The organism is Nocardioides sp. YIM 152315, from assembly GCF_029210375.1.
GTDB lineage: Bacteria > Actinomycetota > Actinomycetes > Propionibacteriales > Nocardioidaceae > Nocardioides.
Map to the genome: position 1 here is coordinate 442,702 of NZ_JARGER010000043.1, position 13,984 is coordinate 456,685.

Here is a 13,984-nt window from a genome sequence, read left to right on the forward strand (position 1 = left end):
GTCATGTGGGACACGCCCCAGCACAACCAGCAGCACCTGTCGCACGACCTTCCGTGCGCACTCTGCGGTCACGCGATGCATCGCTACCTGGCCTGCAGCGACACCTGCGCGTGCGTTCCGCCCGCGGCGCCGGGCACCGTCCAGCTGGCCGCGTGACCTCGGCCGACCGGGGCCGACGGCGCGTCAGCTCTCGGTGACGGAGAGGTCGCCGCTGCTCGTCGTCAGGTCGAGCCGGTGCTGCCCTGCCGGATCAGTCGCGATCGCGACGTCCTCGTCGCCCGACGACACGCTCGTGTCGACCTGGTAGGCCGTGCCGGCCGGGACCGCGACGGAGAGGTCGCCGCTCGAGGTCTCCGCGACGACGTCCTGCGGCATCGCCAGGGAGATCGTGGTGTCGCCCGAGCCGGCCTCGGCGTTCACCGCACCGACCGCCTCCTCGATCCGGATGTCGCCCGACCCCGTCTTCGCCTCGACCGGACCGCTCGCGTCGTCGATCGTCACCTCGCCCGAGCCCGCTTCCGCGACGACGCCGGCGGCGACACCGGAGATCGAGATGTCCCCGGAGCCGGTGACGACCTCGGCGCTCGCGATGTCGGACAGGCGGAAGTCGCCGGAGCCGAGCTGACCGACGACGTCGACCTCGTCCGGGACGGTGATCCGGTAGTCGATGCTGCAGTCGTCGCCGCAGTCGGCGTTCAGCTGCAGGACCGAGCCGTCGAGCTCGTCGTACCTGTCCTCGGGCCTGTCGTCGTGGTAGCGGACCTTGCGCTCGATCGTCACGACCGAGGCGGTCGCCGAGCGCTCGACGACGAGCTCGCCCGACCCGCCCGTCACCTGGATCTCGCTGACCGGGCCCGTCTCGGTCCGCTCGTCCTCGAAGGTGTCGGCGAACAGGTCGGACCCACATCCGGTCAACAACAGGGAGGAGAGGGCCAGGGCCGACATCGACAGGACCGCCACGCGCTTCGTCATGTCTCGACGCTAGGGCCGCGCCCGGGGGCGGGGCATCGGGGAGGCCCCCGGCCCCACCCCGACCCGGCACCCCGACTCCGTCCGGGCCCGTCAAGCAGCCGCGCACTCGACGGTGTCGATGTGCACTCCGGAGCTCACCCTCCCGTCGATCCGCCGAGCAGCGGCCACGCAGAACCGGACCCACATGTTGAGCTGGATCTCCTTGGCCAACCGCAGACGTTGGTAGAGCAGCCGGACCAGGGGGGTTGCCGGACGCGCCCAGACCTCGATCTCGAAGGTCACCTCGCCCGGAGCGTGGTCGCGGGCCCGGAACTCGATCTGGCCGGCCTCCAGGTGTCCTCGCAGGGTCGCCAGGCCCACATGGGTCGAGCCCACCGACACGATCCGCACCGGGCCGTTCCAGGGCCCAGGCATGTCGACCACCAGGTCGACACCGAGCTCGAGCCCGCTGGGACCGTTGGCGCCAGAGGACCTGACCCGCACCACCTCACGGGGCATGAACCTGCCCCAGTCGTCCTTGACTGCCCGCATCAGGGCCGCCGCGTCCGACTGCGCGTCCACGATGTCGATGCGGAACTTCCGATGGTAGACCGGGCCGGCCCCGCTCTCGATCGGCTGCAGACCGTGCGTGCTCACCGCCTCGTCGAGCGCGGGTGGTCGCGGGAGGGCCGGGCTGGTGCGGTGGCTGCGGTGGAGCGGCGTGGTCATCCAGACGTAGCGCCAGGTGACGAGCGACATCCCGAGCGCCCACCGCCGTACCAGAGCTGGCCGGCCCAGTCGTTGTTCCCGCACCGTCACCCGTCCTCGTGTGTGGCCCTCCCGGACGGGTACCGGTACCCACGATGCGTCCGCGACACGTCGAGGAGGATCCAGCGATGCCGGTCGACGTGCTCCGTCGCCTTGCCATCCGTGGCGACCACCTGCAGCTGCTGTCAGCCGGCTCCGCCGCGCTCAGCCTGGGCCTGTGGGTGCGGGCCAAGACCGTCGACCAGGCCGAGCGCGGCAATGCCGAGCGACGCGCGATCTTCGTGGGTCTCTGGTCGCCCACGCTCTGGCTCGTCGGTGACTCGCTTCGAGCCGACGAGTGAGCGGCGCGTTCTTCGACCGGATCGACCCGGCCGTCGGCCTGGAGTCGATCGCGTCCTCCGAGGTCAACTATGGCGGCGGCGAGGTCGACCCCGGGTCGTGGCAGCACGACGTGCTCCGCGCCGATCTGCCCTCGGAGGGGCCCGGCGAGCCGGAGCCGCGGGGCTACTGGGAGACCGCCTGCCGGCTGGTGGAGGCCTATGAGTTCGCCGACCCGCGCCTGATCCGCGCCGTCTACCGCGAGGGTTCGCCCCTGCACGGCCGGGACATGCTGCTCGAGGGCCGATACGCGTTCCAGCGCTTCTACTTCGGAGTCCGGGTCACCGACGTGATCGACGAACAGCGCGGCGACGGGCTCCGGGTGTGGGGATGGGCCTACGAGACGCTCCGCGGGCACCTCGAGCGCGGGCGGATGTCCTACGAGGTGGTCAAGCACCAGGACACCGGCGCCGTCGAGCTGGTCATCCGGGCCGTCTCGCAGGGCGCGCCGACCCTCGGCCCGTTGACCCGGCTCGGCTGGGCGACGTTCGGCACGCACGTCCAGCACCGGTTCTACCGCGCCTGCGGCGAGCGGCTGCGGATCCTGACCACGGAGCGTCACGGCCGCCCGGATCCGGTCGGCGTGCGCCGCACCGCCGACGGGCTGGTGCTCGCACCATCGGACGCGATCTCACGCTGGTGGGACCGGTTCGCGGTGCGCCGGCACGAACCCGGCTGAACTCACGTGACGGGGGTACCAGGAGGACGACCTCTTCCCGCACGTGCCCGAGGAGACGCATGAGCCTCACCAGCATGCTCGACACGACCCTGGACCGATCCGTGCTCGGCTACACCAGGATCGGCCCGTCGCTGCGCCGGCGGTCGTGGCCGAGAGACCCTGAGCCCGGCGCGATGCGTGGGCGCACCGTGCTGGTCACCGGCGCGACCTCCGGCCTGGGTGAGGAGACCGCGGCCGGACTCGCCGCGCTCGGCGCCGTCGTGCACGTCCACGGCCACGATCCGGACCATCTCGAGGACGCACTCACCCGGCTCCGTGGCCGGCTCCCGGACGGCGACTTCGTCGGCGAGCTGTGCGACCTGAGCGATCTCTCGGCGGTCCGAGCGTTCGCCGACGACCTCAGCGACCGCGTCCCGCAGCTGCATGCCCTGGTCCACAACGCCGGCACCATGTCTCCGGAGCGCCGGGAGACCGAGCAGGGACACGAGTTCACCCTCGCCACGATGGTGCTCGGTCCGCACCTGCTCACCGATCGGCTGACTGGCCCGCTCAGCGCCGGCAAGGCGATCGTGGTGTTCATGTCCTCCGGCGGGATGTACGCCGCGGGACTGAAGGCCGACGACCCGGAGTTCACCGAAGACAGCTACTCCGGCCCGAAGGCCTACGCTCGCGTCAAGCGGATGCAGGTCGTGCTCGCCGAGATGTGGGCCGAGCGACTCGAGCGCGACCACGTCCAGGTGTCCAGCATGCACCCCGGTTGGGTCGACACCCCCGGCGTCCGCGCGTACCTCCCGAAGTTCCGCGCCCTCACGCGCCCGTTCATGCGTTCGGCCGCGCAGGGCGCCGACACCATGATCTGGCTGGTGTCGACCCGACCGGAGACGGAGGGGTCGGCGAGGTTCTGGCACGACCGCAGACCACGCCCCACCAGCTACGGTCCCGCCCGCGACCGGGACCCGCACGACCGGGTCCGCCTCTGGAACTACGTCGCCGACGCCACCGACACCGGCCGCTGGCCGACAGCGCCTCGCACGGTCTGAGCGCGTCATGGGAACCCTGAGGCGTGGACTCATCGCGGGAGCGTTCGGGACGGTGTTGCTCAATGCGGCGACGTACCTGGACATGGCGCTGACCGGCAGGCCCGCGAGCATGGCGCCGGCCCGAGCCGTGGCGCGGACCGCAGGCGCCTTCGGCATCGACCTGCGCGGGGACGACGACCGGGCGGAGGCGTACGGCGCGCTGGGCGGGATCGCCACCGGACTCGGCCTCGGGGTGCTGGCGAGCCTGACCCGGTCCGCCGGCGTGCGTCTGCCCGCACCGCTCGGCGCGGCCGCGATCGGGAGCATGGCGATGGCGGCGACCGACGCGCCGATGGCCGCGGCCGGCGTCTCCGACCCGACCGAGTGGTCCGGCGCCGACTGGCTGCGCGACGCGGTCCCGCACCTGGCGTACGGCGCCGGGGTGCGCTGGGCGATGGATTGGTCGGATCGGCAGGACAGCCGCGACACCGCGTCGACGGAGGCCAGGGAGGCAACGGACGAGCACCCACCGGCACGACCGTCGCTCGTCGGGACGGTCGCGCGGTCGCTCGCGCTCGGCGTGGCCACGGGTGGCCGCAGCTCGCTGGCGTTGGGTGGGCCGGTGCTCACTGCGCGGGGCGGACGGCCCGGGTACGTGGCCGCGGGGCTGGTGACGACCGAGCTGGTCATCGACAAGGTCCCGGGCGTCTCCAGTCGGCTGCGGCCGGGTCCGCTCGCCGCCCGAATGGGCAGCGGAGCAGTCGGTGCCGCCGCACTCGCCCGCCACCGAGACGCCGCAGACGCACACGTCGCTCTCGCCGCGCTGACTGGTGGCGCAGCCGCGTTCGCCGGGTCGATCGCGGGCGCCGCCTGGCGTGACATCGCGGCCGATCGGGACTGGCCGGGCTGGCGGGCCGGCGCGGTCGAGGACGCAGTCGCCCTCGGTCTGACCGTCATTGCCTGCCGCTGAGCCCAGCCCTCGGCACATTCTTCGCGCAGGACGCTCCGAGACCCGCCGGCCGCGATGCGAGGGTCCGGCATGCGAGAAGGCCCTCGACTCGCGTCCCCGCAAGCCGAAGGCCCGTTCGTCCCGACGTGGCAGGTGCAGGATGCGAACCTGCGCAGGCGTTGGCACGCCGGCCGCACACTGGTCGGGTGGCAGTGCTCGATTCGCTCTCCCCGGCCCGGCGCCGTCTGGTGCTGGGCGTGGGCGCGCTGATCCTGGCCCTGGGCGCGGTTGTCCTCGTCGCCGTGATGGGAGGACGAGACGGACGGGTCGACCCGGTCGCACAGGATCGACCGGGCCCGGTGCTGCTTGTGCCCGGGTATGGCGGTTCGACCGGCGCCCTGCAGGTGCTCGCCGACGCGCTGGCCGATCAGGGCCACGACACCCAGGTCGTGAAGCCGGCTGGCTCCGGCACCCAGGACCTCCGCGACCAGGCGGCCGACCTTGGTGAAGCCGTCGATGCAGCCCTGGCCGAGACCGGGGCACCGTCGGTCGATCTGGTCGGCTACTCCGCCGGCGGCGTCGTGGTCAGGCTGTACGTCGCAGATCTGGACGGCGGTTCGCACGTGCGGCGGGCGGTGACCCTGGCCTCGCCGCACCACGGCACCGAGCTCGCCGCGCTGGCCAAGTCCCTCGGCGGCACCGTCTGCCCCGAGGCCTGCCAGCAGCTCGATCCCGACTCCGACCTGCTCCGGCGTCTCAACGCCGGCGACGAGACGCCACCCGGCCCGGCCTGGGTGGCGCTGTGGACCGAGGACGACGAAACCGTCGTGCCGCCCGACTCCGGCTCGCTCGAAGGCGCTCTGGACATCTCGTTGCAGGAGGTCTGTCCGGGACTCGGGGTCCGCCATCGCGACGTCCCCCGGTCGACCCCGGTCGTCGCGATCGTCGAGGCGGTCCTCGGCATCGACCAGCCCGCCGTGCCCGCGTCGCCGGCGTGCACGTCCTAGTCGGTCACGTCCTTGGTCATGAAGTTCGCCCAGGCCGCGCCGAGGAAGACCACGACGTACGCCAGCTGCAGCAGCACGCCGCGCAGGACGTCTCGCCACAGGATCGGGTCGCGGAAGAGGTCGACGAAGGCGAGCCAGTAGCGCGTCGGCAGGTAGGCCCGGAGCACGTCGGCGGCGTCGAGCGTGAGCAGGAGCGTTGACGCGACGAGCAGTGCCATCGTCCCCAGCGCCGCGCCGAGCGGCGACCGCGCGATCGTGGACAGGAACAGCCCCACCGCAGCCACGCCGAGCATGCAGAGCATGGCGTAGCCCAGGGCGAGTAAGGTCCGTCCGACCAGCTCCGGTGTCGACATCGCGCTCCCCGAGACGCTGGCTGGCCCGGTGGCGCTCACCGACTCGTTGCCGAGCAGCAGCGCACCGAGGAGGTACGCCGTGGCCGCCACGACGAGCACGGCCAGCACCACGAAGGCCATGATCGAGACGAGCTTCGCCACGAGCAGCCGGGTCCGCCCCACCGGTCTGATCAGCAGGTAGCGCAGCGTCCCCTGCTGGGCTTCCCCCGCGATCGCCTCCCCGGCCGTGATCGCGACCGCGAGCGGCAGGAAGAGCGGGAGCACGATCCCGAGCGCCGCCAGCGGGAAGAGTGTCCCGTCGGCGAGCACCGCGGAGAGGAACGCCGGCCCGGTGCCGGGACGCGGCCCGATGTCGGTGACCGCCAGCAGGACGGCGACCAGGACGGGTAAGGCATCGATCACCGCGATCGTCGTCCATGTCCGCCGGTTCCGGACCAGCTTGACCAGCTCGACCCGGATCACGGGATGCCGCCGAACCGATCACCACTGGCGGCTGCGGCCTCGAGCACCACGTCTTCCAGGCTGCGTTGCTCGGCGGCCAGTGCGGTGACCCGGACGCCGGCGCGGACCAGCCGTGCGTTGAGCCCCGCCGGGTCGCTCTCGCGGACGAGCAGCCGCGTGGCGTCGTACTCCTCGACGACTCCGTCGAGCAGCGTTCGCACCAGATCGACGTCGGGCGTGCGCACCTCGACCCGTCCGGTCGCGCGGCGCAGGTCGGCCAGCTCGGCCTGGAGGACGAGCCGGCCCCGCTCGAGCACGCCGACCCGGCTGCACATCTGCTCGATCTCCGTGAGGAGATGGCTCGAGAGGAAGACGGTCGTCCCGGTGCGGTTGAGGTCGAGCAGCAGCTTCCGGATCTCCTGGATGCCCTGCGGGTCGAGCCCGTTGGTCGGCTCGTCGAGCACCAGCAGCCGGGGCCGGCGCAGCAGGGCGCCGGCCAGGCCGAGCCGTTGCCGCATGCCGAGGGAGTACGCGCGGACGGGTCGGTCGTCGACCGCGAGCAGACCGACCCGCTCCAGGGCCTCCGCGATCCGGCTCTTGCGGTCCGCGCGCTGCCCGCCCGGCCCGGCCGCGTCGATGAGGGCGAGGTTGCGGCGCCCGGACAGGTGCGGGTACGCCGCCGAGCCCTCGACCATCGCACCCACCCTCGGCAGCACGTCCCGCCAGTTCGACGGCATCGGCTGCCCCAGCACCTCCATCTGTCCCGACGTGGCCAGCACCAGGCCGAGCAGCATCCGGACCGTCGTGGTCTTGCCGGAGCCGTTGGCGCCGAGGAACCCGTACACGTCACCCTCGCGCACGTCGAGGTCGACCGAATCCACCGCCGTGATCCGTCCGAATCGCTTGGTCAGGCCCGCGGTGGCGATCACCGACTCACGGGTCATCGGTCCCCCAGGAAGACGGAGTCGGCGAGCACGTCGTCGGCGGCCCGATCGAGGGCCTCGCGAGTGAGCGTTCCGGCCAGCAGCCATCCGCCCTCACCGGCCGCGCCGGTGAGCACCACCCCGAGCGGGCCCACCGAGACCGCGGTGCGCTCCGCCGACCGATCGACGCCGGCGGTCTGCGCCAGCTGCTCGCGCAGTGGGTCGGCCTCCCGGTCGCGGATCGGGATGGCGATCATCTCGGTCATGCCGCGGCCGTAGACGCCGACCGCCTGGTCGGACGAAGCCGCCCTTTCCAACCCCGCGACACGGTCAGGCGGGCGCACCGATGCGTACTGGTTGGCGGCGTCCGCGATGTCGAGCACGTCGTCGAAGCCGACCTCCACCCCCGGCGGCGGCTCGAAGGAGACCTCGTCGGTGCTGGGCCGAGCGGAGGAGAACTCCCGGAACTGGCTGGTGAACGCGGGCGAGTCCGCGCCGTCGGCGTGCACCTCGACACGCAGCGGTACGCCGGAGCCGGGATCGAGCCACACGTCGGCGTGGTCGATGCTCGACAGGTCGGACGGCGGCACCAGCCGCAACCCCGGCGCGCTCACACCGGCCGTCCGCTTCGCCGGGATCCGCTCGACGTCGTCGACATCCACCCCCCGGAGAAGCCGCGCGGCCAGCACCGGGGGCACGAGGTCGGCGGTGCGGGGCAGCCGGATCGCGGGGTCGCGGCTGAGCGTCGCGTCGAAGCGCTCATAGTCCCACCGCAGCGTGGTGTCGCCGCGGTGGATCAAGTCGGTCTCGCCCGCCAGCAGCAGCTGGGCGACGCGCCAGTGCTGGCCGTCGTGCCACCAGGCCCGCATCGTGGTGCGCTCGCCGAACAACGCGCCCACGTCGCTGAACCCGTCCGTGTCGGGCAGCTGGAGAGCGCCCTCGGTCTCGATGTACCCGGACCACGAGTGGTCCTCGGCCCCGCGCACCTGCCTGAGCAGTTCGGCCGCGCCGACGTCGCTCTCGGCGGCCGGCAGCCGGTGCACGCCGGCGATCGCCGCCACCAGCAGCAGCGTGCCAGCGACGACGACGCTCCAGCGGCGCACTGCGGTCACTTCCCGACAGTACGTCGCAGGTCAGGCACGTCGAGGGTTCAGCCGGTGAGGGTTCTCTCATCTTCGCGGGCAGCCCACCAGGCGACGAGCAGCGCAGCCACCAGGGCGCCCGACGTGCCGAGGACCTGGTCGCCGAGCGTGTCGCGATAGGCGCCGTCGGCCTCCTTGCCGTGTCGGATGAACAGCCAGTACTCCCCCAGTTCCCATGCCAGCGCGAGGATCGCCCCGGTGCCGGCGACCACGGGCACCAGCACCCATCGGGGCCGCACGTGAGGCTCCAGCAGCAGTGCCAGGCCCGCCCCGAGCAGGGCCCAGTGCGCGACGTGGCTGACGTCGTCCCACCAGCCGACCTCGCGGAAGAGGTCGAGCCAGTTGGCGGTGGTGTCGCTGAGGAAGGGCAGCATGAGCAGGGTGAACGCCACGCACGGCACGGTCGCGGTGCGGTCGCGCCGACCCGTGGTCAGCCACCAGACCGCAGGCGGCAGCAGCATCAGCGTCGGGTAGACCACCAACCTGACGCCCCACCCCTTGCCGGCGAACTGGTCGGCCGGCGCAACCGCCGCGACCACCAGCTCGACGACAGTGACCACGAGGACGAGCCCGGGCAGCACCACTCCGACCCGCCGTACACGGCTCATCTCTCCATGATGCGACCTTGCCCTCGATCGCTCGGACACCAGGCCTGCGCCGACACGACAACGCCGCGAACTTCCGCGCGAACTCGTCACAGACGGTCACCAACGATCGTTGTGAGCTGGCATCGGTCGTACAACCAGGGAGTAGGTTCCGCGGTTCGTAGGGACTCCGTTGGTCTTCCGCCTCGACTGCGGCTGATGACTCACGTCTCGGAGTCCATAGCCCCGGCGCCGGATCGCCGCGCCGTCGGTGCTGCCGCCGCGGTCGCGCGCTGCCTGGTCGAGGTCGGGTTGCCACGAAGATGGTGGCAAATCATGCCTGCGACATGCACGTCGTTGTGCGTCTGTCGTACCCGATGCGACCGGTTCATGCGGGGTGCTTCGGGAGAGATGAGCCACGCCCGGATGAGCCATCCGCAGGCCGGTGCCGCCGCGAACCCCTCGTGTCAGAAGGAAAGTCCCAACGGAGTCTCGACAGGGTTCCACCGAAGGATGTGTCGCAGATGCGCACCACCCAGATGTCCAGGAAGTTCACCGCGAAGCGCGGTGTCGCCGCTCTCGCGCTGACTGCTCTCGTCGCCACCCCGCTGGCGGCGTGCAGCTCCGACAGCGACTCCGCGGGGTCCTCGGGCTCGCCGAGCAACGGCTCCTCACAGAGCGCGCCGGAGCCAGTCGCCGCGATCGAGGCGCTGACCGGACGGACCACCGAGATCGCGCTCGACGAGGGTTTCACCGATGCCCTGACCCAGCTCAAGCTCACGCCCGGCGTCGTCGGTGACGCCAAGCTCAACGGTGGTTCATTGGTCTTCCCCATCACCGGCGGCAACGTGACCGTCTTCAAGCCCGGCGAGGTCTCGCCGTACGTCATCGGTCAGATCCAGCACGAGGGCTCCGGTCTGTCGCTGACCGCTGGGAAGACGAAGGTCGAGCTGACGAACTTCAACGTCGATCCCGGCGTGTCGCGCGTGTACGGCGACGTGAGCGTGAACGGCAAGACCGCTGCCACGAGCGCGTTCCTCTTTCAGCTCGACGGCCGCAGCCTCGAGCCGCTGAAGACCGAGGGAGGCACCGCCATCCTGCAGGGCACCAAGGTCGAGATCTCCGAGGTCGCCGCACCGCTGCTCAACGACACCTTCAAGACCGACGCGGTCAAGCCCGGCCTGCTGGTCGGTATCGCGAAGATCACCGTCAACACCAAGTAGCCATCCCCGTGGGGCGACGCCCCGGGTGCCTGGTCTGGCCACCCGGGGCGTTCGGCTGTCCGGACGCATCAACCCGACCTGGTCGGGGTAACTCGTATATCACCCGCTCAAGTCGAACGGGACACGAGGAGACAGCGGGTGTCGCCATGGAGTGGCTGAACAAGCTTGTCGGAGCAGAGCGCTTCCGTAGCTGCGGCGCCGGTTGCGGGACCCGGGTCCGGCTCGACCACACCAGCACGGCGCGCGACTCCGCCCCCGCGGGTCCATGGTTCTGCCACGACGCCGACTGTCGCGCCCGCCGAGACGAGTTGCCCACACCGACGGACGGTGAGTTCGCCGAGGCGCTGCACTCGGTCGCACACGAGGTCGTCGCGTCGGGGCTCGCGGACGGCCTCGACCTCGCATCCGGGCGTCGCACCCGGTACTTCACAGCTGCTGGCGACGACATCGTGCTCGACAACGCCCTCGTCCGACAGATCCGCAGCACTCTCCGCGACACCCCGCCTGCCTGTCCGCCGACGTGGGTCGCACGAGCGACGACACTGCAGGAAATCCCCTGACTCTCAGGCCAGGTCGACGTGCTTGTGACGGGCGGATCCTCGGCGACCGGTCGCCGCAGCAGATCCGCGCTGCCGCAGGGTCACTCGGCCCAGAATGACGTGCGTGTCGCTGAACCCGATCGGGGTAGCCAGTGACGGGATGGTCGTTGTCGGCGCTGGTGGACAGCCGTTTCGTCACTGGCTATCCCGTGCTGGCGTGTGCTGCACTCCGCGGCGAATCCCGTAAGACGCGAATCGCCGGTGGATGGGCTGTCACACGATCCAGGCTTGGCCGAGAACGCCGCACCGATGGTCCCGAAATGGCCCCGCGCCTACGAGGCCAGCAACCGGTCGAGCATCCGGGACAGTGGCGCGGCACGAGTGATCGCGACCTCCCAGACGAGCTCATCATCGATGACGGCGTAGCCGTGGACCAGGACATTGCGGAAGGCGACAACCCTCGGGAGATCGGGGATGCCGGCCGCGGTCTCGGGGTCCACGCGGCTGAGTCGGTTCAGCGCGTCCCCGACGATCTGGAACTGCCGCTCGACCGCGGAGCGCAACATCGGGTCGGACTGGTAGATCTCCCAACTGCGCCGGTCGACGAACTCCAGCACCAGGGCGAGCGCGCTGCGAGCGTCCCACAGCAGCGCGCGGGCATCAGGATGCATACAACTCCTGACCGGTCCGAGCCACCGAGTCGGCGAAGTACGGGTTGCGCAACGCCGCCGGGGCCACCAGATCGACCGGACGTCCCAACAATGCCTCCAACGACTCCTTGAGGCCGAAGTAGGCATCGAATCGACTCTCGACGGAGTCGGCGAACTCGACCAGGAAGTCGACGTCACTGGCGGTCTCGTCAAATGCTTCCGTCACGGCCGACCCGAACACCACCATGCGGCTGACGCCGAACCGGCGACACAGCTCACCGATCGCCTCACGATCCAGCACCAACGGACCGGACATTGCTTCGCTCCTTCACACCGACAGCGACGCTTGAAGTGACGTCTGAAGTGTCCCATGCGAGACGCCTGGAGGCGTGTCGGCAAGGCCGCGATGACGGCACACCCCCAGGGCGTCAACTCTTGGGTGGCGGGCTGGTCTTCTGTCGGCATGGCACACCCAACTCGCTGTGTACGCCCAGGTCAGACGTCTGAGCACCCTCGGGGCCACAGGACGTCGGGGCCACTTCGACACGTATTCGGCACAGCCAGACCCATGACAACGACCCCGGGCAGCGTATTCGCGGGTCAGCTCTGCGCACAGAGATCAACAGGGCCCCTGACCCGCGTTTCCGCAGGTCAAGGGCCCTTCTTCGGGTGGTGGCAGGTGCAGGATTCGAACCTGCGTAGGCGTAAGCCGACGGATTTACAGTCCGCTCCCATTGGCCGCTCGGGCAACCTGCCTCGGGGGCAACCGAGCGGGCCCGTTTGGCCCGCCGGCAGCAAGGCGAAACAATAGCGCAGGCACATCAGCGTCACGAAACCGGCGAACCCGCCGGCTCGAGAGGGAGAAGACATGGCCGACTCGTCGTTCGACATCGTCAGCAAGATCGATCGCCAGGAGGTCGACAACGCGCTCGGCCAGACCGCACGCGAGATCGCCACGCGGTTCGACTTCAAGGGCACCGGCGCGACGATCGAATGGCAGGGTGAGCACGCCATCGAGATCTCGGCCTCGGCCGACGACCGGGCGAGCGCCGTCCTCGACGTCTTCAAGTCCAAGCTCGTCAAGCGCGACGTGAGCCTGAAGGTGCTCGACGCCTCGGAGCCGCGCCAGAGCGGCCAGCAGAGCAAGATCTCGATCGCGCTCAAGGAGGGCATCTCCTCCGAGGACGCCAAGAAGGTCTCGAAGCTGATCCGCGACGAGGGCCCCAAGGGCGTCAAGGCGCAGATCCAGGGCGACGAGCTGCGGGTGTCGTCGAAGAAGCGCGACGACCTGCAGGCCGTGATCGCGCTGGTCAAGGCGCAGGACTACGACTTCGCGGTGCAGTTCACCAACTACCGCTGACGTCCGCCCGCGTCACCCCACGGCGGCCTCCATCGGCGGCACGGTGGTGGCGCCCGAGGCCGGGGTCACCCAGACCCGGGCGCCGGGCTCGATGCCGAGCTGGCGGGCATGGGCCCGGGTGAGGACGACGAGGACGTCCTCACCGTCGTCGGTGAGCACGTTGACGCGCACCTCGAACCCGACTCGCAGGACCCGCGCGACCGTGCCCTCGGCGGCACCGGCGAGCTGGGGGGTCGCCGAGATGTGCACGTCGTGGGGCCGGAGCAGTACGCCGCCGAGCGTGGTGACCTCGCCGAGGAAGCTCATCACGAAGTCGTTGGCGGGCTCGTCGTACAGCTGGTCGGGCGTGCCGACCTGCTCGACCCGGCCGTCGTTGATCACCACGATCTCGTCGGCGACCTCCATCGCCTCCTCCTGGTCGTGGGTGACGAAGACGGTGGTGACGTGCACCTCGTCGTGCAGCCGGCGCAGCCAGTCGCGCAGCTCCTTGCGGACCTTGGCGTCGAGCGCGCCGAACGGCTCGTCGAGCAGCAGCACCTTGGGCTCCACGGCGAGCGCCCGGGCCAGGGCCATGCGCTGCCGCTGGCCGCCGGAGAGCTGCGACGGCAGCCGGTGCGAGAACTGCGAGAGGTGCACCAGGCGCAGCAGCTCGTCGACCCGGGCGGCGATCTCCGCCTTCGGCTTCCTGCGGATCTCGAGGCCGAAGGCGACGTTCTTCGCGACGGTCATGTGCTTGAAGACGGCGTAGTGCTGGAAGACGAAGCCGACGTTGCGCTTCTGGGCCGGCAGCCTCGTCGCGTCCACCCCCTCGATCGTGACCCGTCCGGCGTCGGCGGCCTCGAGGCCGGCGATCACGCGCAGCAGCGTGGACTTGCCGCCACCGGAGGGCCCGAGGAGGGCCGTCAGCTGGCCGGTCGGCAGGGACACGGAGACGTCGTCGAGCGCGACGAAGTCGCCGAACTTCTTGGTGATACCTGAGACGTCGATGCTCATGGCTGATCAGTTCCTTGCTGTGCAG

18 protein-coding genes and 1 tRNA gene are annotated in these 13,984 nt (G+C 70.8%); 9 read left to right on the forward strand and 10 right to left on the reverse strand.

The window, feature by feature from the left end; translation table 11 throughout:
• The first annotated feature begins 3 nt into the window (after positions 1 to 3).
• Positions 4 to 156, forward strand: coding sequence for a hypothetical protein (locus PZ894_RS21075; protein ID WP_275747818.1), 153 nt, complete (start codon positions 4 to 6; stop codon positions 154 to 156).
• A 27-nt stretch (positions 157 to 183) separates the two neighbouring features.
• Here the strand turns inward: PZ894_RS21075 and PZ894_RS21080 are convergent, their stop codons facing one another.
• Both PZ894_RS21080 and PZ894_RS21085 read right to left on the reverse strand, forming a co-directional pair.
• The gene (locus tag PZ894_RS21080) at positions 184 to 972 is read right to left on the reverse strand and encodes a DUF4097 family beta strand repeat-containing protein (protein ID WP_275747820.1); all 789 of its coding nucleotides are present in this window, start codon (positions 970 to 972) and stop codon (positions 184 to 186) included.
• A gap of 90 nt (positions 973 to 1,062) precedes the next feature.
• Positions 1,063 to 1,710, reverse strand: coding sequence for a DUF1990 family protein (locus tag PZ894_RS21085; RefSeq protein ID WP_275747822.1), 648 nt, complete (start codon positions 1,708 to 1,710; stop codon positions 1,063 to 1,065).
• Between the two features lie 137 nt (positions 1,711 to 1,847).
• On the opposite strand from PZ894_RS21085, the gene PZ894_RS21090 reads away from it, so the two are divergent.
• The 5 genes from PZ894_RS21090 to PZ894_RS21110 all read left to right on the forward strand — a co-directional run bounded on the left by PZ894_RS21090 (position 1,848) and on the right by PZ894_RS21110 (position 5,751).
• Positions 1,848 to 2,060 (forward strand): hypothetical protein, encoded by a 213-nt coding sequence (locus tag PZ894_RS21090; RefSeq protein WP_275747823.1) that lies wholly within the window; start codon positions 1,848 to 1,850, stop codon positions 2,058 to 2,060.
• Positions 2,057 to 2,776 carry a DUF1990 family protein gene (locus tag PZ894_RS21095; protein ID WP_275747824.1) on the forward strand — a complete coding sequence of 240 codons (720 nt, stop codon included), beginning with the start codon at positions 2,057 to 2,059 and terminating at the stop codon, positions 2,774 to 2,776. The genes PZ894_RS21090 and PZ894_RS21095 overlap by 4 nt, the downstream gene beginning before the upstream one ends.
• A 59-nt stretch (positions 2,777 to 2,835) precedes the next feature.
• Entirely contained in the window at positions 2,836 to 3,816 is a 981-nt protein-coding gene (locus PZ894_RS21100) for an SDR family NAD(P)-dependent oxidoreductase (RefSeq protein ID WP_275747826.1), read from the forward strand.
• Between the two features lie 7 nt (positions 3,817 to 3,823).
• On the forward strand, positions 3,824 to 4,765 hold the full coding sequence (locus PZ894_RS21105) for a hypothetical protein (RefSeq protein ID WP_275747828.1): 942 nt from the start codon (positions 3,824 to 3,826) through the stop codon (positions 4,763 to 4,765).
• A gap of 185 nt (positions 4,766 to 4,950) precedes the next feature.
• Positions 4,951 to 5,751, forward strand: coding sequence for an alpha/beta fold hydrolase (locus tag PZ894_RS21110; protein WP_275747830.1), 801 nt, complete (start codon positions 4,951 to 4,953; stop codon positions 5,749 to 5,751).
• On the opposite strand, the gene PZ894_RS21115 is transcribed toward PZ894_RS21110, so the two are convergent.
• From PZ894_RS21115 to PZ894_RS21130, 4 genes are read right to left on the reverse strand one after another with little or no spacing between them, the layout of a single operon-like run.
• Positions 5,748 to 6,566: an ABC transporter permease gene (locus PZ894_RS21115; protein ID WP_275747832.1), complete on the reverse strand. Its 819-nt coding sequence runs from the start codon at positions 6,564 to 6,566 to the stop codon at positions 5,748 to 5,750. The two genes, PZ894_RS21110 and PZ894_RS21115, sit on opposite strands and share 4 nt — an antisense overlap.
• The gene (locus PZ894_RS21120) at positions 6,563 to 7,489 is read right to left on the reverse strand and encodes an ABC transporter ATP-binding protein (RefSeq protein ID WP_275747834.1); all 927 of its coding nucleotides are present in this window, start codon (positions 7,487 to 7,489) and stop codon (positions 6,563 to 6,565) included. The genes PZ894_RS21115 and PZ894_RS21120 overlap by 4 nt, the downstream gene beginning before the upstream one ends.
• On the reverse strand, positions 7,486 to 8,580 hold the full coding sequence (locus PZ894_RS21125; protein ID WP_275747836.1) for a hypothetical protein: 1,095 nt from the start codon (positions 8,578 to 8,580) through the stop codon (positions 7,486 to 7,488). The genes PZ894_RS21120 and PZ894_RS21125 overlap by 4 nt, the downstream gene beginning before the upstream one ends.
• Before the next feature lie 38 nt (positions 8,581 to 8,618).
• Positions 8,619 to 9,218, reverse strand: a complete 600-nt coding sequence (locus PZ894_RS21130) for a hypothetical protein (protein WP_275747837.1) — start codon at positions 9,216 to 9,218, stop codon at positions 8,619 to 8,621.
• 500 nt (positions 9,219 to 9,718) lie between these two features.
• Between PZ894_RS21130 and PZ894_RS21135 the strand changes: the two genes are divergently transcribed.
• Complete coding sequence (locus tag PZ894_RS21135) at positions 9,719 to 10,417, forward strand: hypothetical protein (RefSeq protein WP_275747839.1); 699 nt, start codon at positions 9,719 to 9,721, stop codon at positions 10,415 to 10,417.
• 308 nt (positions 10,418 to 10,725) lie between these two features.
• Positions 10,726 to 10,977 carry a hypothetical protein gene (locus tag PZ894_RS21140; RefSeq protein WP_275747841.1) on the forward strand — a complete coding sequence of 84 codons (252 nt, stop codon included), beginning with the start codon at positions 10,726 to 10,728 and terminating at the stop codon, positions 10,975 to 10,977.
• A 311-nt stretch (positions 10,978 to 11,288) separates the two neighbouring features.
• Here the strand turns inward: PZ894_RS21140 and PZ894_RS21145 are convergent, their stop codons facing one another.
• The 3 genes from PZ894_RS21145 to PZ894_RS21155 form a co-directional block, all read right to left on the reverse strand.
• Positions 11,289 to 11,627 carry a DUF86 domain-containing protein gene (locus PZ894_RS21145; RefSeq protein ID WP_275747842.1) on the reverse strand — a complete coding sequence of 113 codons (339 nt, stop codon included), beginning with the start codon at positions 11,625 to 11,627 and terminating at the stop codon, positions 11,289 to 11,291.
• Entirely contained in the window at positions 11,617 to 11,922 is a 306-nt protein-coding gene (locus tag PZ894_RS21150; RefSeq protein WP_275747844.1) for a nucleotidyltransferase domain-containing protein, read from the reverse strand. The genes PZ894_RS21145 and PZ894_RS21150 overlap by 11 nt, the downstream gene beginning before the upstream one ends.
• A gap of 354 nt (positions 11,923 to 12,276) precedes the next feature.
• Positions 12,277 to 12,362 (reverse strand) — tRNA-Tyr (locus PZ894_RS21155).
• 112 nt (positions 12,363 to 12,474) lie between these two features.
• On the opposite strand from PZ894_RS21155, the gene PZ894_RS21160 reads away from it, so the two are divergent.
• Entirely contained in the window at positions 12,475 to 12,966 is a 492-nt protein-coding gene (locus tag PZ894_RS21160) for a YajQ family cyclic di-GMP-binding protein (protein WP_275747846.1), read from the forward strand.
• A 12-nt stretch (positions 12,967 to 12,978) separates the two neighbouring features.
• Here PZ894_RS21160 and PZ894_RS21165 read toward each other — a convergent pair whose 3' ends face one another.
• Positions 12,979 to 13,959: a TOBE-like domain-containing protein gene (locus tag PZ894_RS21165; protein ID WP_275747847.1), complete on the reverse strand. Its 981-nt coding sequence runs from the start codon at positions 13,957 to 13,959 to the stop codon at positions 12,979 to 12,981.
• Positions 13,960 to 13,984 lie beyond the last annotated feature (25 nt).

What these genes read in the sequence shown, in the direction of transcription:
- PZ894_RS21150 (WP_275747844.1), bottom strand. Translation starts at nt 11,922, where the DNA reads ATGTCCGGTCCGTTGGTGCTGGATCGTGAGGCGATCGGTGAGCTGTGT.
- PZ894_RS21080 (WP_275747820.1), bottom strand. Translation starts at nt 972, where the DNA reads ATGACGAAGCGCGTGGCGGTCCTGTCGATGTCGGCCCTGGCCCTCTCC.
- PZ894_RS21165 (WP_275747847.1), bottom strand. Translation starts at nt 13,959, where the DNA reads ATGAGCATCGACGTCTCAGGTATCACCAAGAAGTTCGGCGACTTCGTC.
- PZ894_RS21130 (WP_275747837.1), bottom strand. Translation starts at nt 9,218, where the DNA reads ATGAGCCGTGTACGGCGGGTCGGAGTGGTGCTGCCCGGGCTCGTCCTC.
- PZ894_RS21160 (WP_275747846.1), top strand. Translation starts at nt 12,475, where the DNA reads ATGGCCGACTCGTCGTTCGACATCGTCAGCAAGATCGATCGCCAGGAG.
- PZ894_RS21075 (WP_275747818.1), top strand. Translation starts at nt 4, where the DNA reads ATGTGGGACACGCCCCAGCACAACCAGCAGCACCTGTCGCACGACCTT.
- PZ894_RS21100 (WP_275747826.1), top strand. Translation starts at nt 2,836, where the DNA reads ATGAGCCTCACCAGCATGCTCGACACGACCCTGGACCGATCCGTGCTC.
- PZ894_RS21145 (WP_275747842.1), bottom strand. Translation starts at nt 11,627, where the DNA reads ATGCATCCTGATGCCCGCGCGCTGCTGTGGGACGCTCGCAGCGCGCTC.
- PZ894_RS21120 (WP_275747834.1), bottom strand. Translation starts at nt 7,489, where the DNA reads ATGACCCGTGAGTCGGTGATCGCCACCGCGGGCCTGACCAAGCGATTC.
- PZ894_RS21085 (WP_275747822.1), bottom strand. Translation starts at nt 1,710, where the DNA reads ATGTCGCTCGTCACCTGGCGCTACGTCTGGATGACCACGCCGCTCCAC.
- PZ894_RS21090 (WP_275747823.1), top strand. Translation starts at nt 1,848, where the DNA reads ATGCCGGTCGACGTGCTCCGTCGCCTTGCCATCCGTGGCGACCACCTG.
- PZ894_RS21135 (WP_275747839.1), top strand. Translation starts at nt 9,719, where the DNA reads ATGCGCACCACCCAGATGTCCAGGAAGTTCACCGCGAAGCGCGGTGTC.
- PZ894_RS21105 (WP_275747828.1), top strand. Translation starts at nt 3,824, where the DNA reads ATGGGAACCCTGAGGCGTGGACTCATCGCGGGAGCGTTCGGGACGGTG.